The sequence below is a fragment of the Streptomyces sp. NPDC046881 genome (assembly GCF_040645015.1).
Lineage (GTDB): Bacteria > Actinomycetota > Actinomycetes > Streptomycetales > Streptomycetaceae > Streptomyces.
On record NZ_JBEYXJ010000002.1, the window covers coordinates 62,527 to 87,072 of the forward strand.

Annotated in this window: 19 protein-coding genes; 14 read left to right on the plus strand and 5 right to left on the minus strand. The window is 72.1% G+C overall.

Going from position 1 to position 24,546, the window contains the following annotated elements; genetic code table 11:
• Nucleotides 1–73: 73 nt before the first annotated feature.
• From ABZ923_RS01755 to ABZ923_RS01770, 4 genes are all read left to right on the plus strand, one after another.
• Nucleotides 74–1,000, plus strand: coding sequence for a proline dehydrogenase family protein (locus ABZ923_RS01755; protein WP_361465408.1), 927 nt, complete (start codon nt 74–76; stop codon nt 998–1,000).
• A gap of 39 nt (nt 1,001–1,039) precedes the next feature.
• Complete coding sequence (pruA, locus tag ABZ923_RS01760; protein WP_361465411.1) at nt 1,040–2,671, plus strand: L-glutamate gamma-semialdehyde dehydrogenase; 1,632 nt, start codon at nt 1,040–1,042, stop codon at nt 2,669–2,671.
• A gap of 96 nt (nt 2,672–2,767) precedes the next feature.
• Entirely contained in the window at nt 2,768–3,307 is a 540-nt protein-coding gene (locus ABZ923_RS01765) for a GNAT family N-acetyltransferase (RefSeq protein WP_361465414.1), read from the plus strand.
• 266 nt (nt 3,308–3,573) lie between these two features.
• A complete protein-coding gene (locus ABZ923_RS01770) occupies nt 3,574–3,705 on the plus strand; it encodes a hypothetical protein (protein WP_361465416.1) in 132 nt (43 codons plus the stop codon).
• Nucleotides 3,706–3,752: 47 nt separating this feature from the next.
• Here the strand turns inward: ABZ923_RS01770 and ABZ923_RS01775 are convergent, their stop codons facing one another.
• Nucleotides 3,753–5,297: a metallophosphoesterase family protein gene (locus ABZ923_RS01775; protein ID WP_361465419.1), complete on the minus strand. Its 1,545-nt coding sequence runs from the start codon at nt 5,295–5,297 to the stop codon at nt 3,753–3,755.
• Nucleotides 5,298–5,440: 143 nt separating this feature from the next.
• Here ABZ923_RS01775 and ABZ923_RS01780 point away from each other — a divergent pair, with 143 nt between their 5' ends.
• Nucleotides 5,441–6,484, plus strand: coding sequence for a 3-isopropylmalate dehydrogenase (locus tag ABZ923_RS01780; RefSeq protein ID WP_361465422.1), 1,044 nt, complete (start codon nt 5,441–5,443; stop codon nt 6,482–6,484).
• A gap of 237 nt (nt 6,485–6,721) precedes the next feature.
• Nucleotides 6,722–7,810, plus strand: a complete 1,089-nt coding sequence (locus tag ABZ923_RS01785) for a branched-chain amino acid aminotransferase (protein ID WP_361465425.1) — start codon at nt 6,722–6,724, stop codon at nt 7,808–7,810.
• Nucleotides 7,811–7,814: 4 nt separating this feature from the next.
• Here ABZ923_RS01785 and ABZ923_RS01790 read toward each other — a convergent pair whose 3' ends face one another.
• Complete coding sequence (locus ABZ923_RS01790; protein WP_361465428.1) at nt 7,815–9,278, minus strand: cytosine permease; 1,464 nt, start codon at nt 9,276–9,278, stop codon at nt 7,815–7,817.
• 146 nt (nt 9,279–9,424) lie between these two features.
• Here ABZ923_RS01790 and ureA point away from each other — a divergent pair, with 146 nt between their 5' ends.
• The 6 genes from ureA (at nt 9,425) to cimA (ending at nt 16,836) form a co-directional block, all read left to right on the plus strand.
• A complete protein-coding gene (gene ureA / locus ABZ923_RS01795; protein ID WP_361465430.1) occupies nt 9,425–10,144 on the plus strand; it encodes an urease subunit gamma in 720 nt (239 codons plus the stop codon).
• The gene (locus ABZ923_RS01800; protein ID WP_361465433.1) at nt 10,141–11,880 is read left to right on the plus strand and encodes an urease subunit alpha; all 1,740 of its coding nucleotides are present in this window, start codon (nt 10,141–10,143) and stop codon (nt 11,878–11,880) included. Before ureA ends, ABZ923_RS01800 begins: the two co-directional genes overlap by 4 nt.
• A gap of 16 nt (nt 11,881–11,896) precedes the next feature.
• Nucleotides 11,897–12,937 carry an agmatine deiminase family protein gene (locus ABZ923_RS01805; protein ID WP_361465435.1) on the plus strand — a complete coding sequence of 347 codons (1,041 nt, stop codon included), beginning with the start codon at nt 11,897–11,899 and terminating at the stop codon, nt 12,935–12,937.
• 18 nt (nt 12,938–12,955) lie between these two features.
• Nucleotides 12,956–13,564: a TetR/AcrR family transcriptional regulator gene (locus ABZ923_RS01810; protein WP_361465438.1), complete on the plus strand. Its 609-nt coding sequence runs from the start codon at nt 12,956–12,958 to the stop codon at nt 13,562–13,564.
• Nucleotides 13,565–13,617: 53 nt separating this feature from the next.
• Nucleotides 13,618–14,940: an MFS transporter gene (locus ABZ923_RS01815; protein ID WP_361465441.1), complete on the plus strand. Its 1,323-nt coding sequence runs from the start codon at nt 13,618–13,620 to the stop codon at nt 14,938–14,940.
• Between the two features lie 285 nt (nt 14,941–15,225).
• Nucleotides 15,226–16,836, plus strand: coding sequence for a citramalate synthase (gene cimA / locus ABZ923_RS01820; RefSeq protein WP_361465444.1), 1,611 nt, complete (start codon nt 15,226–15,228; stop codon nt 16,834–16,836).
• Between the two features lie 46 nt (nt 16,837–16,882).
• On the opposite strand, the gene ABZ923_RS01825 is transcribed toward cimA, so the two are convergent.
• From ABZ923_RS01825 to ABZ923_RS01835, 3 genes are read right to left on the minus strand one after another with little or no spacing between them, the layout of a single operon-like run.
• Nucleotides 16,883–17,485, minus strand: a complete 603-nt coding sequence (locus tag ABZ923_RS01825; RefSeq protein ID WP_361465447.1) for a GPP34 family phosphoprotein — start codon at nt 17,483–17,485, stop codon at nt 16,883–16,885.
• Between the two features lie 54 nt (nt 17,486–17,539).
• Complete coding sequence (locus ABZ923_RS01830) at nt 17,540–18,028, minus strand: hypothetical protein (RefSeq protein WP_361465449.1); 489 nt, start codon at nt 18,026–18,028, stop codon at nt 17,540–17,542.
• 16 nt (nt 18,029–18,044) lie between these two features.
• On the minus strand, nt 18,045–19,910 hold the full coding sequence (locus tag ABZ923_RS01835; RefSeq protein ID WP_361465450.1) for a ricin-type beta-trefoil lectin domain protein: 1,866 nt from the start codon (nt 19,908–19,910) through the stop codon (nt 18,045–18,047).
• Nucleotides 19,911–20,035: 125 nt separating this feature from the next.
• Here ABZ923_RS01835 and ABZ923_RS01840 point away from each other — a divergent pair, with 125 nt between their 5' ends.
• Together ABZ923_RS01840 and ABZ923_RS01845 are read left to right on the plus strand one after the other, a co-directional pair.
• Nucleotides 20,036–23,050, plus strand: a complete 3,015-nt coding sequence (locus ABZ923_RS01840) for a glycoside hydrolase family 3 N-terminal domain-containing protein (protein WP_361465453.1) — start codon at nt 20,036–20,038, stop codon at nt 23,048–23,050.
• Between the two features lie 53 nt (nt 23,051–23,103).
• The gene (locus tag ABZ923_RS01845) at nt 23,104–24,462 is read left to right on the plus strand and encodes a hypothetical protein (protein WP_361465456.1); all 1,359 of its coding nucleotides are present in this window, start codon (nt 23,104–23,106) and stop codon (nt 24,460–24,462) included.
• Nucleotides 24,463–24,546 lie beyond the last annotated feature (84 nt).

Here is a 24,546-nt window from a genome sequence, read left to right on the forward strand (position 1 = left end):
ACGGTGGTTCTCCGTGCCGTACCCGAATCGTCGGATGACGGCCGTATTTGGTGCTTGTCTGTGGAGGTGCCCCGTGCTGGGTCCCGTGATTCTCGCCGCGTCGCGCAGCGACCGGATGCGACGCCTGATCTCGGCGGCCCCGGTGACCAAGCAGGTCGTCGACCGCTTCATCCCCGGCGAGACCGTGGCCGACGTCGTCCCGATCATCGAGGACATGACGGCCAAGGGCCTGGAGCTGACGATGGACGTCGTCGGCGAGGACATCACCACCCCCGAGCAGGCGGCCCACGCCCGCGACGCCTACCTGGCGCTGATCGACCACCTCAAGGAGCTGGAGCTCGGCGAGCGCGTGGAGATGTCCGTCAAGCTGTCGATGTTCGGCCAGGCGCTGGAGAACGGCCACGAGCTGGCCCTCGCCAACGTCCGCCCGGTCGTCGAGGCGGCCGCCGCCATCGGTACGACGGTGACGCTGGACGCCGAGGACCACACCACCCTCGACTCGATGTTCGCCATCCACGAGGAGCTGCGGAAGGACTTCCCGCAGACCGGCTGCGTCATCCAGGCCTACCTCTTCCGCACCGAGGCCGACGCCCGCCGCCTCGCGGCCTCCGGCAGCCGCGTCCGCCTGGTCAAGGGCGCCTACAAGGAGCCCGCCGAGGTCGCCTACCAGCAGAAGCACGAGATAGACAAGGCGTACGTCCGGATCCTGCGGATCCTCATGGACGGCGAGGGCTACCCGATGATCGGGTCGCACGACCCACGCCTGATCGCGATCGCCCAGGAGCTGGCCCACAAGGCCGGCCGTAAGCTCGACGAGTACGAGTTCCAGATGCTCTACGGCATCCGCGGCGACGAACACCTGCGGCTGGCCGCCGAGGGCCACCGCATGCGCGTCTACACCGCCTACGGCACCGACTGGTACGGCTACTTCATGCGCCGTCTCGCGGAGAAGCCGGCCAACCTCCGGTTCTTCCTCCGTTCCATGGTCAGCAAGGGCTGAGCCCGCACACCCGCTCACGTACAAGGAGTTACGGATCTCATGGACGCTGTGACCCAGGTCCCCACCCCCGTCAACGAGCCGGTGCACGGCTACGCCCCCGGCTCGCCCGAGCGCGCCCGGCTGGAGGTCAAGCTCAAGGAGCTGGCCGAGAACCCGATCGACCTGCCGATGACCATCGGCGGGGAGAAGCGGATGGGCGGCGGCGAGACCATCCAGGTGGTCCAGCCGCACAACCACAAGTCCGTCATCGGCACCCTGCGCAACGCCACCCAGCAGGACGCGCAGGACGCCATCGACGCGGCCCTGGCCGCCGCGCCGGCCTGGCGTGCGATGTCCTTCGACGACCGCGCCGCGATCATCCTGCGCGCCGCCGAGCTGCTGGCCGGCCCCTGGCGCGAGACCCTCGCCGCCTCCACCATGCTGGGCCAGTCCAAGACCGCGCAGCAGGCCGAGATCGACACGCCCTGCGAGCTGGTCGACTTCTGGCGCTTCAACGTCCACTACGCCCGCCAGATCCTCGCCGAGCAGCCCCCGGCGAACTCCCCGGGCGTGTGGAACCGCCTGGACCACCGCCCGCTGGAGGGCTTCGTCTACGCGATCACGCCGTTCAACTTCACGGCGATCGCCGGCAACCTGCCCACCGCCCCCGCCCTGATGGGCAACGTGGTGGTCTGGAAGCCGTCCCCGACGCAGACCCACGCGGCCGTCCTCCTCATGCAGCTGCTGGAGGAGGCGGGCCTGCCCAAGGGCGTCATCAACCTCGTCACCGGCGACGGCATCGAGGTCTCCAAGGTCGCCCTGGAGCACCGGGACCTCGCGGGCATCCACTTCACCGGTTCGACCAAGACCTTCCAGTACCTGTGGAAGACGGTCGGCACCAACATCGAGAAGTACCGCTCCTACCCGCGCCTGGTCGGCGAGACCGGCGGCAAGGACTTCCTCGTCGCGCACCCGTCGGCCGACCGCGCGGTGCTGAAGACCGCCCTCACCCGGGGCGCCTTCGAGTACCAGGGCCAGAAGTGCAGCGCCACCTCCCGCGCCTACATCCCGGCCTCCATCTGGAACTCGGGCTTCAAGGAGGAGTTCGCGGCCGAGGTCGACTACCTGACCATGGGTGACGTCACCGACCTGTCGAACTTCATCGGCGCCGTCATCGACGACCGTGCGTTCGCCAAGAACAAGGCCGCGATCGACCGTGCCAAGGCGGACCCGGCGTGCACGATCGTCGCGGGCGGCACCTACGACGACTCGGTGGGTTACTTCGTCCGCCCGACCGTCATCGAGTGCACCGACCCGGAGAACGAGGTCTTCACGACCGAGTACTTCGGCCCGATCCTCGCCGTGTACGTCTACGAGGACGACCGGTACGACGAGATGCTGACCCAGATGGAGTCGGTCTCGGACTACGCCCTCACCGGCTCGGTCATCGCGGGCGACCGTGCCGCCGCCGCCCACACGATGGAGAAGCTCCGCTACGCGGCGGGCAACTTCTACATCAACGACAAGTCGACCGGCGCCGTCGTCGGCCAGCAGCCCTTCGGCGGCGGCCGCGCCTCCGGCACCAACGACAAGGCCGGTGCCCCGCAGAACCTCCAGCGCTGGACTCTGACCCGCGCCATCAAGGAGACCCTGGTCCCGCCGACCGACTACGCCTACCCGCACATGGGCTGACCCCCACCCCCCCGGACACGGGCCGGCAGGACTGACCTTCGAGGCAGGCCTGCCGGCCCGTTCCCATGCCGGGGCGCCCTTCCCGAGAATGACGCCATGGCCATCCGCATGCGTACCGCCCACACCGCCGACCTCGACCCGTCCGACCTCCGTGACGTACGCGCCCTGCTGGACGCCGCGTTCGACGGGGACTTCTCCGCCGAGGACTGGGACCACGGGCTCGGCGGGATGCACGTGCTGATCCGGGACGGGGGCGGGCTCGCCGCTCACGGGGCGTTGGTGCTGCGCCGGGTGCGGCACCGGGGACGCTGGCTGCGGACCGGGTACGTGGAGGCCGTGGCGGTGCGGGCCGACGTGCGGCGCACCGGGCTCGGCGGGCGGGTGATGGCCGAGCTGGAGCGGCTGGCCGACCGGGCCTACGACCTCGGCGCGCTCGCCGCGAGCGAGGACGGGGCCCCGCTCTACACCGCCCGGGGCTGGCAGCGCTGGCCCGGACAGGTGCACGCCCTCTCACCGGACGGGATCGTCCGGCTGCGGGAGGAGGAGGGCGGTGTGTACGTACGGCCCGCGCTCGCCGGACCACTCGATCCCGACGGCGAGCTGGTCTTCGACTGGCGCGACGGCGACGTGACCTGACCCCCCACCCGAACGCGCGAAAGCCCAGCTCAGAGCGGTGTGACGCGGCCCGCCGTCTCAGATAGTAGGAAGTCCGAGTAATTGGGCAGACAGACGCGGGCCGCTCCCTTAGTTTGAAAGGAGCCGAACGTCTCGCTCGATCCAGCGAATGGCGGTCGAGAGCCAGGCCCCGTGCAGGCAACCCCTGCGGCCGGTGCTCCCCGCCTCTTCCGGCGACTCGCAACCCTCACTGCCGTGCTCCCCGTATGCCGAAGGAGTCGATCGCCATGGCCGAGACGACCGTCCGCCGCCGAGTCCGCCACGCGTCCCACACGAGCGAGTCCGACCGCAAGAACGCCGCCGCCGCCCTCCAGCGCGCCCTGGACCGCCGGGACAACGGCGGCTCGACCGGCCACTGAGCCGGACCACCGGCCGGGAGCCGCATCCCGCGGGGTGCGGCGCGGCCTCAGCCGCCGCGCCGCACCTCGAAGTGGTCGATCCGCCGCCCGTCCAGCGCCAGCGCCGACACCGCCAGCCGCGGTGACGCGCCCGCCCGCACCTCCACCGACAGCAGCGAGAAACCGGTGTAGCGCACCCGCGACCAGTCCGCCGTCTCCGGCACGCGGTCCCTGCCCTCCGCCCAGACGAAGGTCCGCACGGCCTCGTGCCGGGTGACCCGCCCCTCGTGGCTGTCCGCGACGCCCGGGGGGAAGGCGTACAGGTCACGGCCGCCGCCGCCCGCCGTCACGTACACGGTGCCGTCCCGGGCGGGATCGGTGGAGCCGCCGACCGGCACCGCCCGGCCGACCCCTGCGGTCCCGATCGCGTCGGTGCGCTCGTACACATGGTTGTGACCGTTGATCACCAGATCCACCCGGTGCCGCGCGAACAGCGGCAGCCACTCCCGCCGGACGCCCCCGTCCGAGGCGTGCCGGGAGGTGGAGTAGGCGCAGTGGTGGAAGAAGACGACCACGAAGTCGATGCCGTCGCCCGCGCGCAGCCGGCGCAGCGTCCGGTCCAGCCAGGCCGTCTGCCGGCCGCCGCTGCGCCCGAGGTTGGCGGGGATCTCGTACGACACGTCGTTGGCGTCCAGCGCGACGAAGCCGGCGTTCCCGTACACGAAGGCGTAGGCGCCCGGTGTGCCGTGCGGGTCGAAGCCGGTCTCCGGCAGGGAGAACCGGGCCAGCTGGCCGCCGTAGCCGTCCGGCGAGTACCAGGCCTCCATGTCGTGGTTGCCGGTCGTCACCATCCACGGCACGGACCGCGCCACCGGCTCGTTCTGCTTCAGGAACAGGTCCCAGTGGGCGGGGTCGTAGCCGTCCGTGCGCTGCCCGGTGCCGTCGGCGTCCGCGTAGCAGATGTCCCCGGCGTGCAGGTGGAAGGCGGGCTCCTGGCGCAGCACCAGCGCGTCGCCGGCGCTCGCCGCCCGGCCCACCCCCTGGTCGCCGAAGGCCGTGAACACGAAGCGCTCCGGACGGGCGGGCGCCGTGCGGAAGGAGGCGATGGCCGCGCGGTGGCCGGCGGCGGCCGGGTCCCAGCCGTCGTGGCCGACGCCGTAGTGGTACGTCGTCCCGGGCGTGAGGCCGTCCACGGCCGCGTGCACGTAGTACTGCTCCAGCGCGGGCCGCACCCCGGGCACCCCGGGCGTGTGCAGCGGCCGTACCTCGGCCGCGATCCGGCGCCCGAGGTCGTCGGGGCGCAGCCCGAGCCGCACGTACGGCCGGCGCACCGGGAAGGGCGCCTGCCAGGAGATCCGCATCCGGGTGCGGGGGTCGGGGCCGAAGGCGAGATGGCGGCCGAACGGGCGCACCACCGAACCCGGCGCCCGCGAACCGGCCGGGCCCGGCCGGCCCGACGCGCTCCGGCGGCCGGCCGGCAGACCGCCCGCCACCGCGCCCGCCGTCACCAGCGTGCGGCGCGGGAGCACCCGGGTGCGCAGGTACGCGTACTGCTCGGCCATGCTCAGCCGTCCGGCGAGCGCGCGGGGGATGCCGACGTCGGGGGTGTCCATAGACGGGAACTTCCCCCTCACGGCCAACGCCCTTGCCGCACAGGGCTGAACGCCAGCCGACGGGAGCACCCCGGCCACCCGTCCGGGTGTCCGCATGGCGGACAGGGCGTGTCATCCCATGGGACGAGGAGTAGGGTGCCGACATGTCTCGCAGCATCAATCTCGCAGTGATCCCCGGTGACGGCATCGGCCAGGAGGTCGTGGCCGAGGGTCTCAAGGTCCTCTCCGCCGTCCTGCCGCAGGATGTGAAGCTGGAGACCAAGGAGTACGACTTCGGCGCCCGGCGCTACCACGCCACCGGTGAGACCCTCACCGACGCCGACCTCGACTCCCTCAAGCAGCACGACGCGATCCTGCTCGGCGCCATCGGCGACCCGAGCGTCCCGTCCGGTGTCCTGGAGCGCGGCTTCCTGCTCAAGCTCCGCTTCGCCTTCGACCACCACGTCAACCTGCGCCCCTCGAAGCTGCTCCCCGGCGTCGCCACCCCGCTCGCCGGCCAGCCGGAGATCGACTTCGTCGTCGTCCGCGAGGGCACCGAGGGCCCGTACACCGGCAACGGCGGCACCATCCGCAAGGGCACCGAGCACGAGGTCGCCACCGAGGTGTCGGTCAACACCGCCTACGGTGTCGAGCGCGTGGTCCGCGACGCCTTCGAGCGTGCCCAGGCCCGCCCGCGCAAGAAGCTCACGCTGGTCCACAAGAACAACGTGCTGACCTTCGCCGGGCACCTGTGGACGAACACCTTCAACAAGGTGGCCCAGGAGTACCCCGAGGTCACCACCGACTACATCCACGTCGACGCGGCGACGATCTACCTCGTCACCGACCCCGCCCGCTTCGACGTCATCGTCACCGACAACCTCTTCGGCGACATCATCACCGACCTCGCCGCGGCCGTCTCCGGCGGCATCGGCGTGGCCGCCTCCGGGAACATCAACCCCGGCGGCGATTTCCCGTCCATGTTCGAGCCGGTCCACGGCTCGGCCCCGGACATCGCCGGCCAGGGCAAGGCCGACCCCACCGCCACCGTCCTGTCCGTCGCCCTGCTGCTGCGCCACCTGGGCTACGACAGCGAGGCCGACCGCATCGACGCGGCGGTCACCGCCGACCTCACCGAGCGCGCCGGGCAGCCCGCCCGGAGCACCTCCGAGATCGGCGACGCGCTCGCCGTACGCGTAGCCGGCTGACCCGCCGCGCTACACCGAGCCGCCGGGTCGCAACCGCACCCGGCGGCTTTTCCTGTGCCTCGCCGGGTGCCACCATCAACCCTGGGCCACTTTCACCCCGATTCCGTCCGCTGCCGGGCCCGCGCGATAATCGAACGCGGAGCCGCGATATGAGGGAATGCTCGGACGTCCTAGCACTGGCGACCGGCAGTACAGGGGTGAGCGCGGCCCGTCACTACAACCGGTGAAGGACACCACATGACGACGCCCACGATCGAGCTCAAGCCTTCCGCCAGCCCGCTCGCCGCCGCAGAGCGCGAGGCGATCCTGGCCCACCCGGGCTTCGGCCGCCACTTCACCGACCACATGGTGACGATCAAGTGGACCGAGGGCCGCGGCTGGCACGACGGCCAGCTCGTTCCGTACGCGCCGATCCCCCTCGACCCGGCCACCCACGTCCTGCACTACGCGCAGGAGATCTTCGAGGGCCTGAAGGCGTACCGGCAGCCCGACGGCTCGGTCGCCCTCTTCCGGCCGGACCAGAACGCCCAGCGCTTCCAGCGTTCCGCCCGCCGTCTCGCCATGCCGGAGCTGCCGGTCGAGACGTTCGTCGAGGCCTGTGACGCCCTGGTCCGGCAGGACATCGACTGGGTGCCCGCGCACGGCGGCGAGGAGTCGCTGTACCTGCGTCCCTTCATGATCGCCACCGAGGTCGGGCTGGGCGTGAGGCCCGCCAACGAGTACCTCTTCGTCGTGATCGCCTCCCCGGCCGGTGCGTACTTCCCGGGCGGCGTCAAGCCGGTCTCCATCTGGGTCTCCGAGGACCGCGTCCGGGCCGTCCCCGGCGGCATGGGCGACGCCAAGACCGGCGGCAACTACGCCGCGTCCCTGCTCGCCCAGGCCGAGGCCGCCGCCAAGGGCTGCGACCAGGTCTGCTACCTCGACGCGGTCGAGCACAAGTGGGTCGAGGAACTGGGCGGGATGAACCTGTACTTCGTGTACGGCAACAAGATCATCACGCCCACCCTGACCGGCTCCATCCTGGAGGGCGTCACCCGTGACTCCCTGCTGGCCGTCGCCCGTGACCTCGGGTACGAGTCGGAGGAGGGGCGCGTCTCCGTGGACCAGTGGCAGCGCGACTCGGAGAACGGCACCCTCACCGAGGTCTTCGCGTGCGGCACCGCCGCCGTGATCACCCCGGTCGGCACCATCAAGCGGGCCGGCGCGGAGTGGCAGCAGAGCGGTGGCGAGCCGGGCGAGGTCACCCTGCGGCTGCGTGAGGCCCTGCTCGACCTGCAGCGGGGCAAGGCCGAGGACCAGCACGGCTGGATGCACCGCGTCGGCTGACGGCTCAGCGGGAACTGCGTGACAGGCCGTCGATCGTCTGCGGGTCCGTCGTGGCCTGTCGCGCAGTTCCCCGCGCCCCTCCGGGGCGCTCCTCGGCGAGCGTCAGCAGCAGGTACACCACCCCGCCGGTCAGCCCCGACAGCAGGAAGCTGCAGTCCACCCCGCCGGTCAGGGACAGCAGCGGGCCCTGGTACGACGGCAGGGAGACCGCCAGCAGGCCGACGCCGGCGCCGAGCGCCCAGGACACGGTCGCCCGCACGTTCCAGCCCGCCCGGTACCAGTAGATCCCGCCCCGGGAGCGGCGGTTGAAGACCTGGAGGGCGTCGGCGTCGTACAGCCCGCGGCAGCGGGCGAAGCCGATGAGGGTGATGACCGCCCAGGGTGTGCCGATGGCGGTGAGCAGGAGCACGAAGGACGTCATCGCCGACTGCGCGTCCCACGCGTAGTGGCCGGCGAAGACGCAGGCCGTGGCCACGATCGCCACGGTGCAGGTGGCACGGGCGCGGGAGGCGCGGGGCAGGATCGCGTCCAGGTCCAGGCCCATGGAGTACAGCATCAGCCCCGCGTTGCCGACCGAGCCCGCGGAGGCGGACAGCAGCAGCGGCACCAGGTACCAGCCGGGGGAGGCCGCGACCAGCGGGCCCGCGTAGTCGGTGGCCGAGCCGGCCGCGTACGCCGTGAACGTGCCGAAGAGCTGGGGGACCAGCAGGCCGAGGACCAGCCCGAGCCAGGTGCCGTGCAGCACGCGGCGCGAGGAGTGGCGGGCCGGGGAGATGTAGCGGGTGTAGTCGCCGAGCAGCGTGATGAAGGCGATGGGGCCGGACAGGCCCGCCGCCACCGCCGCCAGGAACCAGGTCGGCCAGAAGGAGCCCAGCAGGTAGCCGCCGGCGTCCGGCAGCGGGCCGGTGCCGAAGTGCGGGGCGTAGGCGAGGACGCCGAGCAGCAGCAGGGCCGTCATGCCGATCGCGAGGACGCGGGACATGGCGAGCAGCACCCGGTAGCCGTAGACCGCGCCGGCGACGGTCGCGGCGGCGAGCACCGCGTAGACGAGGGCGTACGACACCCCGTCCGCCGGCACCCCGAAGAGCCGGCCGAGGACCCTCAGCATCACGTCCCCGCCGATCCACACCGTCAGCGCGGTGTAGCCGAGCGCCAGCAGCAGCCCGACCACCGAGCCGACGAGCCGGCCGCGCACCCCGAACTGGGCGCCGGAGGAGGTGGACAGGTTGGTCGCGGTGCGCAGGGAGACCAGCGCGAGCGGGGCCGTGAACAGGGTGCCGACCACCGTGCCCGCCGCGATCGCGGTCACCGACGCCCACCAGCCGAGCCCGAAGGACGGCGGCAGCCAGCCGAAGATGATCACCCCGAGACAGAGGTTGGAGCCGAGCAGGATCGACACCAGGTCCCGTGGCCCGCTGGTGCGTTCCTCGTCCGGGATGGTGTCGACACCGCGCTGTTCTATCGGCATGGCTGGTCTCCTTCGGCGGCCGCCTCACTGGATTAGAGCGACGTTCAATGTGGCGTGAAGTCTGCCGACCGGTCAATGCTTCCGTGCCATGAAATCTGTGTTTAGAGTGGTGCTCTAAGTCGGGGAAGGCAAGGAGGTGCCGGGTCGTGAGACTGACCCCCACGGAACGTGACCGGCTGCTGCTGTTCGGAGCCGCCGAGCTGGCCCGGGCCCGCCGGGCGCGCGGCCTGCGGCTGAACGTGCCCGAGGCCACCGCGCTGATCGCGGACACCGTGTGCGAGGCGGCCCGGGACGGCAGGCGGCTCGCCGAGGCCGTCGAGGCGGCCCGCTCGGTGCTCGGTCCCGAGGACGTACTGCCGGGCGTCGCCGACGTCGTCACCGAGGTGATGGTGGAGGCCGTCTTCGACGACGGCTCCCGGCTCGCGGTCGTCTCCGACCCCATCGGCTGGGGGTCCCCCCGCGAAGCAGGGGGAAGCCTCGGCGAGCACGCCCCGGGCGCCCTGCTCCCCGGCCCGCAGCACGCCGACCCGGAGCCGGTCGTCCGGCTCCGCGTGACCAACACCGCGACCGTGCCGGTCTCCGTCACCTCCCACTTCCACTTCTTCGAGGCCAACCCGCGGCTCGACTTCGACCGCCGGCAGGCCTACGGCATGCGGCTCGCCGTCCCCGCCGGCTCCTCCGTCCGCTTCGGACCCGGGGAGAGCGCGGAGGTCGGGCTCGTGCCGATCGGCGGCGAGCGGATAGCGATCGGCTTCGCCGGACTGGTCGACGGGCCGCTGGACGCGCCCGGAGCCGCAGAGGAGGCACTGCGCAGGGCCGCCGCCTGCGGATACCTGGGAGTTCCCCGTGAGGAGGTCAACCGATGAGCCGACCCGGAGGGCACCCCGCCGAAGCCCGGCGGCTCACCCCCCACGAGTACGCGGCCACCCACGGCCCGCGCGCCGGCGACCGCATCCGCCTGGGCGACAGCGGGCTGACCGTCCGGGTGGAGTCCGACTCGCAGCAGTACGGCGACGAGTTCCTCGCCGGCTTCGGCAAGACGGCCCGCGACGGACTGCACCTGAAGGCCGCCGCCGTCCGCGCCACCTGTGACGTCGTGATCAGCAACGTCGTCGTGATCGACGCGGTGCAGGGGATCAGGAAGGTCTCCATCGGCATCCGCGAGGGCCGGATCTGCGCGATCGGCCGCGCCGGCAACCCCGACACCCTCGACGGCGTCGACGTCGTCGTCGGCACCGGCACCTCGATCGTCTCCGGCGAGGGGCTGATCGCCACCGCCGGGGCCGTCGACACCCACGTCCACCTGCTGTCGCCGCGGATCATGGAGGCGTCCCTCGCCTCCGGCGTCACCACGGTCATCGGGCAGGAGTTCGGCCCGGTGTGGGGCGTCGGCGTCAACTCGCCCTGGGCGCTGCGGCACGCCTTCAACGCCTTCGACGCCTGGCCGGTCAACATCGGCTTCCTCGGCCGGGGTTCCTCCTCCCACGAGGCACCGCTGATCGAGGCCCTGGCCGAGGGCGGGGCGAGCGGCTTCAAGGTGCACGAGGACATGGGCGCCCACACCCGCGCCCTGGACACCGCGCTGCGGGTCGCCGAGGAACACGACGTCCAGGTGGCCCTGCACAGCGACGGCCTGAACGAGTGCCTGTCGGTCGAGGACACCCTCAGGGTGCTGGAGGGCCGCACGATCCACGCCTTCCACATCGAGGGCTGCGGCGGCGGACACGTGCCCAACGTGCTGAAGATGGCCGGCGTGCCGAACGTCATCGGCTCCTCCACCAACCCCACCCTGCCCTTCGGCCGGGACGCGGTCGCCGAGCACTACGGCATGATCGTCTCCGTCCACGACCTCAAGCCCGACCTGCCCGGCGACGCGGCCATGGCCCGCGACCGCATCCGCGCCGGCACCATGGGCGCCGAGGACGTGCTGCACGACCTGGGCGCGATCGGCATCACCTCCTCCGACGCGCAGGGCATGGGCCGCGCCGGTGAGACGGTCCGCCGCACGTTCGCCATGGCCGGCAAGATGAAGGCCGAGCTGGGGCCCCTGCTTCCCCATGACGGGGAGGGCGGCGACCGCGAGGGCGACGACAACGCCCGCGTGCTGCGCTACATGGCCAAGCTGACCATCAACCCGGCCCTCGCGCACGGCCTCGCCCACGAGGTCGGCTCGATCGAGACCGGCAAGCTCGCCGACATCGTGCTGTGGCGCCCGGAGTACTTCGGCGCCAAGCCGCAGCTCGTCCTCAAGGCCGGCTTCCCGGCGTACGGCGTGGTCGGCGACCCCAACGCGGCCACCGACACCTGCGAACCCCTCGTACTGGGGCCGCAGTTCGGGTCGTACGGCGCCACGGCCGCGGACATCTCGGTGGCGTTCGTCGCCCGGGCGGCCGCCGACCAGGGCAACGACACCATGCCGACCCGCCGGCGCAGGGTCGCCGTGCGCGGCACCCGGGGCATCGGCCCCGCCGACCTCCGCCTGAACTCCCGTACCGGAGCGGTCGACGTCGACCAGCGCACCGGCCTGGTCACCCTCGACGGCGACCCGCTGCGCTCCGAGCCCGTCGACTCCGTCTCCCTCAACCGCCTCTACTTCCTCTAATCACCAGGGATTTCCTATGACCACCCCCGCAGCCGACGGCTTCCGCATGCCTGCCGAGTGGACCCCGCACGAGCGCACCTGGATGGCGTGGCCCAGCCCCAACCCCACCTTCGAGGACCCGGACGACCTCCGCCTCTCCCGGATGGCCTGGGCGTCGGTGGCCCGCGCCGTCCTGCGCTTCGAACCGGTGACGGTGGTGTGCGGCCCCGGCCAGTCGGCGGACGCCCAGGCCCTCCTCGGCCCCGGCGTCGACACCGTCGAGCGGGAGCTGGACGACGCCTGGATGCGGGACATCGGCCCCACCTTCCTCACCGACGGCACGGGCCGGCTGGCCGCCGTCGACTGGACGTTCAACGGCTGGGGCGCCCAGGACTGGGCCCGCTGGGAGCACGACGCCAAGATCGGCGCGTACGTCTCCGACCTCGCGGGCGCGAAGACGTACGCCTCGAAGCTGGTCAACGAGGGCGGAGCCATCCACGTCGACGGCGAGGGCACCGTGCTGCTCACCGAGACCGTGCAGCTCGGCCCCGAGCGCAACCCGCACTGGTCGAAGGAGGAGGTCGAGGCGGAGATCCACGCCCACCTCGGCACCCGCAAGGCGATCTGGCTGCCGCGCGGCCTGACCGGCGACTATCCCCCCAACGGCTTCGGCACCCTCGGCCACGTCGACATCGTCGCCGCCTTCGCCCGGCCCGGTGTCGTGGTCGCGCACCACCAGCCGGACCCGGCCCACCCCGACCACGAGGTCACCAAGGAGGTCATCGGCCTGCTGAAGTCGGCGACCGACGCGCGGGGCCGCCGCCTGGAGGTCGTGGAGGTGCCCGCGCCGACCGCCCTGGAGGCCGACGGGCACTGGGCGGACTACTCCTACATCAACCACTACCTGTGCAACGGCGGCCTGGTGCTGTGCGGCTTCGACGACCCGCGCGACGAGATCGCCGCGGGCATCTTCCGCCGGCTGTTCCCCGAACGCACGGTGACCCTGGTGGACGCGCGTACGATCTTCGCGGGCGGAGGCGGTATCCACTGCATCACGCAACAGCAGCCGAAGGTCTGACACGTACAGGAGCAGCAGATGGCCGGTGCGGGCCGGGCGCGCAGGAACGCGCCGCCGCGCGAGGAGGTCCTCGCCGCCGCCATGGACATGATCGCCGAGCGCGGTCTGGAGAAGCTCACCATGGCGGGGCTGGGCCGCGAGGTCGGCATGAGCAGCGGCCATCTCCTGTACTACTTCCGCTCCAAGGACGAGCTGCTGCTCCAGACCCTGGAGTGGAGCGAGGGCCGGCTGGGCGCGGAGCGGGGACGGCTGCTGGCCGGTTCCGGGAGCGCGCGGGAGCGGCTGTCCGCGTACGTCGACCTGTACGTCCCCGACGGGCACCGCGATCCGCACTGGACCCTGTGGCTGGAGGTCTGGAACCGCTCGCAGAACGCCGACGAGGACGCGCGGGCCCGGCAGGCCGCGATCGAGGGGGCCTGGCACCGGGACCTGGTCGCGCTGATCGCCGAGGGGATCTCACGCGGGGAGTTCCGGCACGTGGACGCGGACCGCTTCGCCTCGCGGCTGCGTGCGCTGCTCGACGGATTCTCCATCCACGTCGCGATCGGACTGCGGGGCACCGACCGGGACCAAGTGCTCCGGCACGTCCGGGAGTTCATCGAGGACGCGCTGCCGGCCGTCGCGTAGGCGCGGCACAGACAAAGGAATCGTTCGTTCCGCGGGCGGGCATGTACCCGCCCATGGGACGACAACACTGGAAGAAGATCTGGGTCGGCTCGGCCGGGAACATGGTCGAGTGGTTCGACTGGTTCGTGTACGCGAGCTTCGCCACGTACTTCGCCGGCGCCTTCTTCCCGAGCGGCAACCCCACCGCCCAGCTGATGAACACCGCCGGCATCTTCGCCGTCGGTTTCTTCATGCGCCCCGTCGGCGGCTGGCTGCTGGGCAGGGTCGGTGACCGCAAGGGCCGCAAGGCCGCGCTGACGCTGACCGTGACGCTCATGTCGGCCTCGGCGGTCCTCATCGCCGTCGCCCCCACCTACGGGGTCGCCGGCTACGGCGGCGCGCTCGTCCTGCTCGTCGCCCGCCTGCTCCAGGGCCTGTCCGTGGGCGGCGAGTACGCGGCCAGCGCCACCTATCTGACCGAAGCCTCGGACCCGAGGCGCCGCGGCTTCGCCTCCAGCTTCCAGTACGTGTCCATGACCGCCGGTCAGATCGTCGGCCTCGGCCTGCAGATCGTCCTCCAGCGCACCATGTCCGACGACGCCCTGCACAGCTACGGCTGGCGCATCCCGTTCGTCGTCGGCGCGCTCGGCGCGGCCGTCGTCTTCTACCTGCGCCGGCACATGCTGGAGACCGAGGTGTACGAGGAGGACACCTCGCACGCCGGGGAGCGCGGCACCCTGCGCGCACTGTGGCAGCACCGGCGGGAGGCGTTCCTGGTCGTCGCCCTCACCATGGGCGGCACGGTGGCCTACTACACCTACACCACCTACCTCACCAAGTACCTGTCCAACTCGGCGGGCCTGTCCAAGCAGACCGCGACCCTGGTCTCCTTCACCGCGCTGATCGTCTTCGCCTGCCTCCAGCCGCTCGCGGGCGCCCTGTCCGACCGCATCGGCCGCCGCCCGCTGCTGATCACCTTCGCCGTCGGCTCCACCTTCCTGACGGTCCCGATCATGACGCTGCTGCGGCACGCGGACGGCTACTGGTCCGCCCTCGGCCTCGCCCTGCTCGCGCTGGTCGTGGTCACCGGCTACACCTCCATCAACGCCTGTGTGAAGGCCGAGCTGTTCCCGACCGGTGTCCGCGCGCTCGGTGTCGCCCTGCCGTACGCCATCGCCAACGCCCTCTTCGGCGGCACCGCCGAGTACGTGGCGCTGTGGTTCAAGAAGGCCGGCATCGAGTCCGGCTTCTACTGGTACGTGGCCGCCTGCGCCGCCGTGTCCCTCGTGGTGTACGTCACCATGCGCGAGACGAAGGACCTGGACCTGGGCCGGGTGAAGGCCGCCGGGGGAGCCGGGGACGGATCCGCCGAGTCCACCGTGACGACCGCATCCTGAGACGGTCGGTGAGCCGGGGGCGGGGCTGTGCCAGACTGCCCCCGTGCTCTCGTTCGCCATGATTATTGGCAGCAGGCGCGCCGGTCCGCAGTGACCACCTCGTACGACCAGGTGCGGGTGGCCACCGTCGTCCTCGACCCGCGCGCAGACCTCTCGCACCCGCGAGGGGTTTTTTCGTTTTCCGGCCCACCTTCAGCCGGCGACGGAGCGCGAGGGAGCATGGAGGAACGGTGGAACCGGTCAATCCGGTACAGACCGAAGATCCACAACAGGAGCCTTGAGACCATGACCGAGACGGCAACCAGCGAGCTCGACGACTCGTTCCACGTCTTCGACACCACGCTGCGCGACGGCGCGCAGCGCGAGGGCATCAACCTCACCGTCGCGGACAAGCTCGCCATCGCCCGGCACCTGGACGACTTCGGCGTGGGCTTCATCGAGGGCGGCTGGCCCGGCGCGAACCCCCGCGACACCGAGTTCTTCGCCCGCGCGCAGGCGGAGATCGACTTCCGGCACGCGCAGCTGGTCGCCTTCGGCGCCACCCGCCGCGCCGGCGCGAAGGCCGCCGAGGACCCGCAGGTCAACGCCCTCCTGGAGTCCGGCGCCCCGGTGATCACGCTGGTCGCCAAATCGCACGACCGGCACGTGGAGCTGGCGCTGCGCACCACCCTGGACGAGAACCTGGAGATGGTCCGCGACACCGTGTCCTACCTGCGGGAGCAGGGCCGCCGGGTCTTCGTGGACTGCGAGCACTTCTTCGACGGCTACCGCGCCAACCCCGAGTACGCCAAGGCCGTCGTCCGGACGGCCGCGGAGGCCGGCGCCGACGTGGTCATCCTCTGCGACACCAACGGCGGCATGCTCCCCGCCCAGGTGCACGCGGTGGTCTCCACCGTCCTCGCCGACACCGGCGCCCGGCTCGGCATCCACGCCCAGGACGACACCGGCTGCGCGGTCGCCAACACCCTCGCCGCCGTCGACGCGGGCGCCACGCACGTGCAGTGCACGGCCAACGGCTACGGCGAGCGCGTCGGCAACGCCAACCTGTTCCCGGTGGTCGCGGCCCTGGAGCTGAAGTACGGCAAGAAGGTGCTGCCCGACGGCAAGCTCAGCGAGACGACCCGGATCTCGCACGCCATCGCCGAGGTCGTCAACCTCACCCCCTCCACCCACCAGCCGTACGTCGGCGTCTCCGCCTTCGCCCACAAGGCCGGCCTGCACGCCTCCGCCATCAAGGTCGACCCGGACCTGTACCAGCACATCGACCCGGAGCTGGTCGGCAACACCATGCGCATGCTGGTCTCCGACATGGCGGGCCGCGCCTCCGTCGAGCTGAAGGGCAAGGAGCTGGGCATCGACCTGGGCGGCGACCGCGAGACGGTCGGCCGGGTGGTCGAGCGGGTGAAGGAGCGCGAACTCCAGGGGTACACCTACGAGGCCGCCGACGCCTCCTTCGAGCTGCTGCTGCGCGCCGAGGTCGAGGGCCGCCCGCTGAAGTACTTCGACGTCGAGTCCTGGCGGGCCATCGTCGAGGACCGCCCCGACGGCACCCACGCCAACGAGGCCACGGTGAAGCTGTGGGCCAAGAGCGAGCGGATCGTCGCCACCGCCGAGGGCAACGGCCCGGTCAACGCCCTGGACCGCGCCCTGCGCGTGGCGCTGGAGAAGATCTACCCGCAGCTCGCCAAGCTGGACCTGGTCGACTACAAGGTCCGCATCCTGGAGGGCAGGCACGGCACCTCCTCCACCACCCGGGTGCTGATCTCCACCTCGGACGGCTCCGGCGAGTGGTCCACGGTCGGCGTCGCCGAGAACGTCATCGCCGCCTCCTGGCAGGCCCTGGAGGACGCCTACACGTACGGCCTGCTGCGCGCGGGCGTGGAACCGGCTCAGTAGCCCCCGCCGGTCCGGTCGCGGCGGCCGCCCGTCCCCCGAGGGGCGCTCAGGGCGCCCGCCAGATGTTGTCGAAGGCGATGTTCTCGATGCGGCGGCGTTCGCGGACGGCCTCCAGTTCGGTCACCGCGTCGCCGACCGCGACCAGGACGGTGACGACCGCCTCGTCCTCGGGCTCCGGGCCGGCCGGCCGGTCGTCCTGGACGCCCAGGGTCGCGGCGAGGCCGGTGAGGACGGGGTCGCGGGACTCCCAGCGGTCGGCCGCGTGGCGCCGGGCGGCGGTGTCGGCCGGGACGTCGTCCCGGCTCCGGCCCGGCAGCCGGCGCCGGCGCCTGCCGGTGACCTGCCCGTCGGCCTCCAGGGTGTCCCGGTAGGCCACGGCCAGCCCCTCGCCCCGCCGCCACAGCCAGTCCTCGACGGTCTCGTACGGCTCCCGCCGCACCAGCGCCGCCCCCGCCTCGTCCAGCATCCGGTCACCCGTGGTCAGTACCGGCCCGGGCACGATGCGCTCGCCGTCCAGGGTGAGCGCCCGGGCGCCGAGCAGGTCGATCAGCTCGGCGCCGGCGAGCGCCAGCGACAGGTCGCCCTGCTCGACGGGGTGGTCACCGGGCACGTCCAGGCTGACGAGGAACAGATCCTGCGGTGTGGTCATACCCCCACCATGGTCCGGCTGCGGCCGATCCGCACCACGCCACACCGCCCCCGGTCAGCAGGCGTCCGCGGCGAGCCGCTCGAACGCGCGCAGGTTCATCACCCGGTCGTCCGCCCACACCTGCCCGGGCCGCAGCCGGGCGATCTGCTCGCCGGTGAACTCCACGACCCCGTTGTAGGAGTCGCCGCCGACGTAGTGCCCGAACCCGAGGACGTAGTGGTGCCGGGGCAGCAGCTCCTGCTTGCCCCGGTGCCGGGCCCGCCACTTCGCGGGCGGGTCGAACAGGGGGAACGCGGCGTCCCCGTGCAGCCCCTCCTGCTTCGCCTCCCACCCGCTGGTGACGGGACCCTCACCGTCGCCGCGGGAGCGCCCGTCCAGGTGCGGGCCCTGGTAGCCGTCGTCACCGCACGGCCGGAACACCGCGTACGGCGTCCCGTCCGCCCCGGCCCGCACCCCCGCGAGCGGCAGGTCGACGGCGGCGCAGCCGCTCAGCAGCAGCATCCCGCCGGCGATCCCCACCGCCACGGCCCCCGTGTGTCGCATGTCCCGCCCTACCGCCTCACCGCAGTGTCCACTTCTGGTTGGCGGCCCCGGTGCACGACCAGATCTGTGCCCGGGCCCCGTTCGCCGACGAGTTGTCCGTGACGTCGAGGCACCTGTCCGCCGCCGTGTTCACCACATCACCCGTGGCCGCGTTGTACGACCACCGTTGGGCACCGCTTCCGTTGCAGTCGTACAACTGCACCTTGGCCCCGTCCGCGGTCGAACCGGACGTGACGTCCAGGCACTTGCCGAGCGCCTGAACCGACCCGTCGGCCTGCACGGTCCACTGCTGGGCCGTGCTGCCGTTGCAGTCGTAGAGCTGCACCGCCGTACCGTTGGCGCTCGAACCGCCGGCCACGTCCAGGCACTTGCCGGCCAGGCCCACGAAGGCGCCGGTCCTGCCGCCGCCGCCGGACTGGCTGCCGGACCAGGTGAAGGTGGCCGAGGTCTTGCCCGGCAGGGAGTAAGTGGCGTGCTGTGAGCCCCAGTTGATGGTGACGGTCCGGGCCGACGAGGAGTCGTTGTAGGCGATCAGCGCCTTGCTGCCGTCCGGGTTGCGCCAGGCCACGTTCGGTACCGCGGTGGAGGCGGTGGAGGCTATGCGCTGGGCGCCGGGGCGGACGAACTTGGTCAGGTGACCCATGGTGTAGTACTCGACGGTGTAGTCCACGGTCCCGCTCGCGCCGTCGCCGTTGTGCACGGTGATCAGGCCGGTGCAGGTGCCGCAGCCGCCGTTGTGCGGGCCCCTGTTCTGGTCCACGGCCAGCGACCACTTGGTCACCGACTTCGCCCAGTTGCGGGTGTAGTCGATGATGTTGGACATGTCCTCGCGCTGCTGGTTGGCGATCCAGGTGCCGCCGGAGTGCTCGGTGCCGAAGGCGTCCAGCGCGGGGTACCGGTCGTGCACGGTCGTCTGCTTGGCGATGTCACCGCCGTAGCCGTGCCAGGCGATGCCGCCGAAGTTGGGGTGGTTGCGGACGGCCGGGTCGTCCACGGTCTGGGCCGCGTAGGAGTCGTAGACGTCCCAGTTCCAGTCGTGCGCCAGCACCTTGGTGGTCAGGCCCGCCGCCTGGAGCTTGGGCAGCAGCTCGCTCTTGGTGAAGTAGGCGAGGCCGTTCGCGTTCCAGCTCATCGACGGGTAGCCGGAACAGCAGGTCGGCTCGTTCTGCGCGGTGACGTACGAGACGTCGACCCCCTGGTCCTTGTAGGCCTGGAGGTACTTCACGAAGTAGGAGGCGTACGCCCCGTAGTCCTCCGCCTTCAGCCAGCCGCCGTTGAGCGAGCCGCTGTCCTTCATCCACGCCGGTGCCGTCCACGGCGAGGCCATCACCGTCAGCGCCGGGTTCAGCCGGAGCGCCTGCTTGGTCAGCGGGACGACGTCGGCGAGGTCGTGCGCGATCGAGAACTTCGCCAGGGACGGGTCGGTCTGGCCGGCCGGCACGTCGTCGTAGGTGTAGCCGTAGCGGGCGAGGTCGGAGGCGCCCATCGGGTTGCGCAGGAACGACAGGCCGATGCCGTCCGTCGGCGAGAACAGCTTGCGCAGGGTCGCGTCCCGGGTCGCCTGGGACAGCGCCCCACTGCTGTTCATCAGCCAGGCGGCGGTGTCCGTGAAGGACGCGCCGCCGCCGGTGAACGTCTGGTAGCGGGTGTTCTCGTCGACGGTGATGTTCTCGCCGCCCCCGCCCGTCCCGGACTGGAAGGCGAACGGGGCCTGCGGCTGCAGGCCGCGTACGACGTGCCGGCCGGCGGAGTCGTCGGTGGTGGTGAGCCAGGCGGTGACCTGCTCACCGGCCGCGTGCGCGGGGGGTACGGCGGCACTGACTCCGGCTGCGGAGAGCAGTCCGGCGAGCAGCAGCCGGACCGCGCGGGGGGTTCTCCTCATGGTGCGTCGCCCTTCCTTGTCGGATCGGCAGAGCTGACGGGTCGTCTTGACGGGCGTGTGTGCCCCTAGTTAACTCACGGCGTGAGCTAAGCCCTGAGTGAATCACGAGAGCCGAGGGAAGGTCCATGCGAAGAACCGCCCTGCTCGCCTCCGCCGCACTCCTCGCCGGTCTGCTGCCCTGGGCGGCGACCGCGCGAGCCGCCGACGATCCCGCCCCCTCCCCCGTCGACCGCTTCGAGGGCGAGGTGCCGTTCGCCGCCCAGCCCGCCGAGGGCATCTTCACCTGGGGCGGCGACGCCGACGACCCGCCCGCGCTCCGCCTCGCCGACCGCGCCGACGCCCCCGAGGGCGGCAGGGTCCTCGCCGGCACCTACGACATCAGCGGCTACGGCGGCTTCACCCACGACTTCGCCGCCACCGCACCCGCCCACGACTGGTCCGGCCGCCAGGGCCTCCGCTTGTGGTGGGACGGCCGGAACAACGGCCGGAAGATCACCTTCGAGATCAAGGACGGCGGGGCGAACGGGGAGGCCTCCGAACTCTGGACCACCTCCTTCACCGACGACTTCACCGGCTGGAAGCAGATCGAGCTCCCCTTCACCGACTTCACCTACCGCACCGACTACCAACCGGTCGGCGGCATCGACCACGTCCTCGGGCTCAAGGAGATGTGGGGCTACGCCGTCACCCTCCCGGCCGGCACCAAGGGCGACTTCGCCCTGGACGACGTGGAGCTGTACGGCAGGGCCGACCAGGCGCTGCGGGCCTCCGTCACCACCGACGCCCCCGTGCACCCCATCGAGCAGGGGCGGACGGCCAAGGTGAAGGTCACCGTGGCCACCACCGGCGACCAGCCCCTCACCGACCCGGTCACCGTCACCTACGCCACGGCGGACGGCACCGCGACCCCCGGCACGGACTACACCCCCGTCTCCGGCACCCTCACCTTCCCGGCCGGCACCGCCTCCGGCACCGCGCGGACCGTCGAGGTGCCCACCCGCCGGGACCGGGCGGCCGAACCCGCCGAGACCATCCCCCTCCGGCTCACGGTCACCGGGGCGAAGGCCCCCGCCGAGACCCCGCAGATCGTGATCGACGCGCACGGACTGCCGTACCTGAACGCGAAGTTGCCGGTGCAGAAGCGGGTCGCCGACCTGCTGAGCCGGATGTCCCTGGCGGAGAAGGCCGGCCAGATGACCCAGGCCGAGCGCGGAGCCGTCGGCCAGGGCGCCGACATCGCCGCCTACGGCCTCGGCTCCCTGCTCTCCGGCGGCGGCTCGACCCCCACGCCCAACACCCCCGGGGCCTGGGCGAAGATGATCGACGCCTTCCAGCTGCGCACCCGGGCCACGCGCCTCCAGATCCCGCTGATCTACGGCGTCGACGCCGTCCACGGCCACAACAACCTCTCCGGCGCCACGGTCATGCCGCACAACGTGGGCATCGGCGCGACCCGCGATCCCCGACTGGCCTATCAGACCGGTGCCGTGACGGCCGCCGAGGTCCGCGCGACCGGCGTCCCGTGGGACTTCGCGCCCTGCCTGTGCGTGAGCCGCGACGAACGCTGGGGACGCTCCTACGAGTCCTTCGGCGAGGACCCGGCACTCGTGGAGTCCATGGAGACCGTGATCCAGGGCCTCCAGGGCCGTGCGAACGGCAAGGACCTGGCGCGCGACGACAAGGTGCTCGCCACGGCCAAGCACTTCGTGGGCGACGGCGGCACCGCGTACGGCTCCTCGACCACCGGCACGTACACCACCGACCAGGGCGTCACCACCGTCACCCGCGCGCAGCTGGAGGACATCCACCTGGCGCCCTACCGCGAGGCCGTCGACCGGGGCATCGGCACGGTCATGCCGTCGTACTCCTCCCTGGACATCACCGGGGACGGCAGGGGCGCGGTGAAGATGCACGCCCGCGGCGACATGATCAACGGCGTGCTCAAGGGCCGCATGGGCTTCGACGGGTTCGTCATCAGCGACTGGAACGCCATCGACCAGCTCCCCGGCGACTACGCGTCCCGCGTCCGCGCCTCCGTCGACGCGGGCGTCGACATGATGATGGTGCCTTACACCTACAAGGAGTTCAGCACCGCGCTCGCCGACGAGGTGAAGGCCGGACGGATCAGCGAGAAGCGGATCGACGACGCCGTCTCCCGCATCCTCACCCAGAAGTTCGAGCTCGGCCTCTTCGAGCACCCCTACGCCGACACCAGCGGCGCCGCCGCCATCGGCTCCCGGGCCCACCGGGAGGTCGCCCGCCGGGCCGCCGCCGAGTCGCAGGTGCTGCTGAAGAACACGGGCGGGCTGCTGCCGCTGAAGAAGAGCGAGAAGGTGTACGTCGCCGGGTCCAACGCCGACGACATCGGCAACCAGACCGGCGGCTGGACCCTCACCTGGCAGGGCGCCTCCGGGAACACCGTCCCCGGCACGACCGTCCTCCAGGGCCTGCGCGGGGCGGGCGGGAACGTCACCTACTCGAAGGACGCCTCCGCTCCGACGGACGGCTACGACGTGGGGGTGGTCGTCGTCGGCGAGACCCCGTACGCCGAGGGCGTCGGCGACGTCGGCAACGGCCACGATCTCCGGCTCTCCGCCGCCGACCGGGCCGCCGTCGACAAGGTCTGCGCGGCCATGAAGTGCGCGGTGCTGATCGTCTCCGGCCGCCCGCAGCTCGTCGGCGACCGGCTGGACGAGATCGACGCCCTGGTCGCCTCCTGGCTGCCCGGCACCGAGGGCGAGGGCGTCGCCGACGTCCTCTACGGCAAGCGCCCCTTCACCGGACAGCTCCCGGTCACCTGGCCCCGCTCGGAGGCCCAGCTGCCGATCAACGTGGGCGATGCGTCGTACGACCCGCAGTTCCCCTACGGCTGGGGCCTGACCACCCTCACCCCGGTCCCGAAGGGCGGCACGGCCACCCTGCGCGACCTCGCCGCCCGGGCCGCGGCGGCCGAGCGGCACGGCGACGACCGGACCGGACGCGCGCTGGTCACCCGGGCGCGGCTGCTCGTCCAGCAGAAGACGGGCGGCCACCTCACCCAGGCGGTGTCGGGGCCCTTCGCCGACGCCGACCACCTGCTGCTGACCGGCCGGTACGGAAAGGCGGTGCAGAAGCTGGCGCAGGCGTACCGGGCGGCCTGATCCCGGCGCCGGACGAATGACCGGTTTGGGGAGGCTTCGGGTAGTTTCAAGGTATGAAGGCCGTGCCGCGGACCCGAAGCCTCCCCGCCCTGCTCCTGGCCGTCCTGGCCCTGGTGCTGGCCACCCTGTACGCGCCCGGGGCGAGCGCCGACACCAGCGTCTCCGCGGTCGCCCGCGCCCTGCGCCAGAGCCCGGTCTACGTCGACCCGGCGGCCCGGGACCAGCTGTCCGCCGCGGACGCCGACACGCTCGCCACCCGGATCAAGGACGCCGACAAACCCCTGTTCATCGCCGTCCTCCCGGCCGGATACCGCACCACGAACCTCTTCGCCGACCTGCGCGCCGCGACCGGCGTCACCGGCCTGTACGGCGTCCGCCTCGGCGACCGCTTCGACGCCCGCGCCGACTCCTCCGTCATGTCGCCCACGGCCCGGCGGAACCTGGTCCGCAGCGTCCAGGGCGAGGACGCCAAGGCCCAGCTGACCGACTTCACCGACCGCGCCCTGGTCAACATGGGCGGCCACGCCCCGCGCAGCTGGGGCGGCTCGGCGGGCGGCGGTCACGGCATGTCCACCACCGGGCTGATCACCACGGTCGCGGTACTGGTGGCCGCCGGCGCGGGCGCGTACGCGCTCGTCCGCCGCACCCGCAAGCGCCGCGAGCAGGAGCAGCGGGCGGCCCTGGAGCGGCTGCGGGTGGTCGTCGACGAGGACATCACCGCGTTCGGAGAAGAACTCGACCGCCTCGACTTCCGCCCCTCGGAACCGGGCGCCGACGACGCGATGCGCGCCGACTACGAGCGGGCCCTGGACGCCTACGAGACCGCCAAACAGCGGATGGGCGCGGCCCGCAGGCCGGAGGACGTCCGCCTCGTCACCGAGGCACTGGAGGACGGCCGCTTCTCCCTCGCCCAGCTGGCCGCCCGCCGCGAACACCGCCCGCTGCCGGAACGCCGGCCCCCGTGCTTCTTCGACCCTCGCCACGGCCCCTCGGTCTCCGACGCCACCTGGACCCCGCCCGGCGGCGCCCCGCGCCAGGTCCCCGTCTGCGCCGCCGACGCCACCCGCCTGGCCGACGGCCGAGACCCCGTCATCCGCGAGGTCGACACCGACTACGGCCGCCGCCCCTACTGGGACGCGGGCCCCGCCTACGGCCCCTGGGCAGGCGGCTACTTCGGCGGCGGCCTCCTCCCCGGCCTCCTCGTCGGCACCCTGCTCGGCAGCGTGATGGCCACACCCTCGTACGCCGCCGACTACGGCACCGGGTACGGCGACTTCGGCGGCGGCGGATACGAGGGCGGCGACGTCTCCGGCACCGACTTCGACGCCGGCGACTTCGGCGGCGGCTTCGGCGACGGAGGCGGCTTCGACGGCGGGGGCGACGGGGGAGGGGACTTCGGCGGCGGCTTCTGAGCGGTCACTTCCCGTGGCGCCTGACGATCTCCCGGTGGCTGGCGTAGCGCTCCCCGGCGGCATGCCACCAGGCGGGCGGCGAGA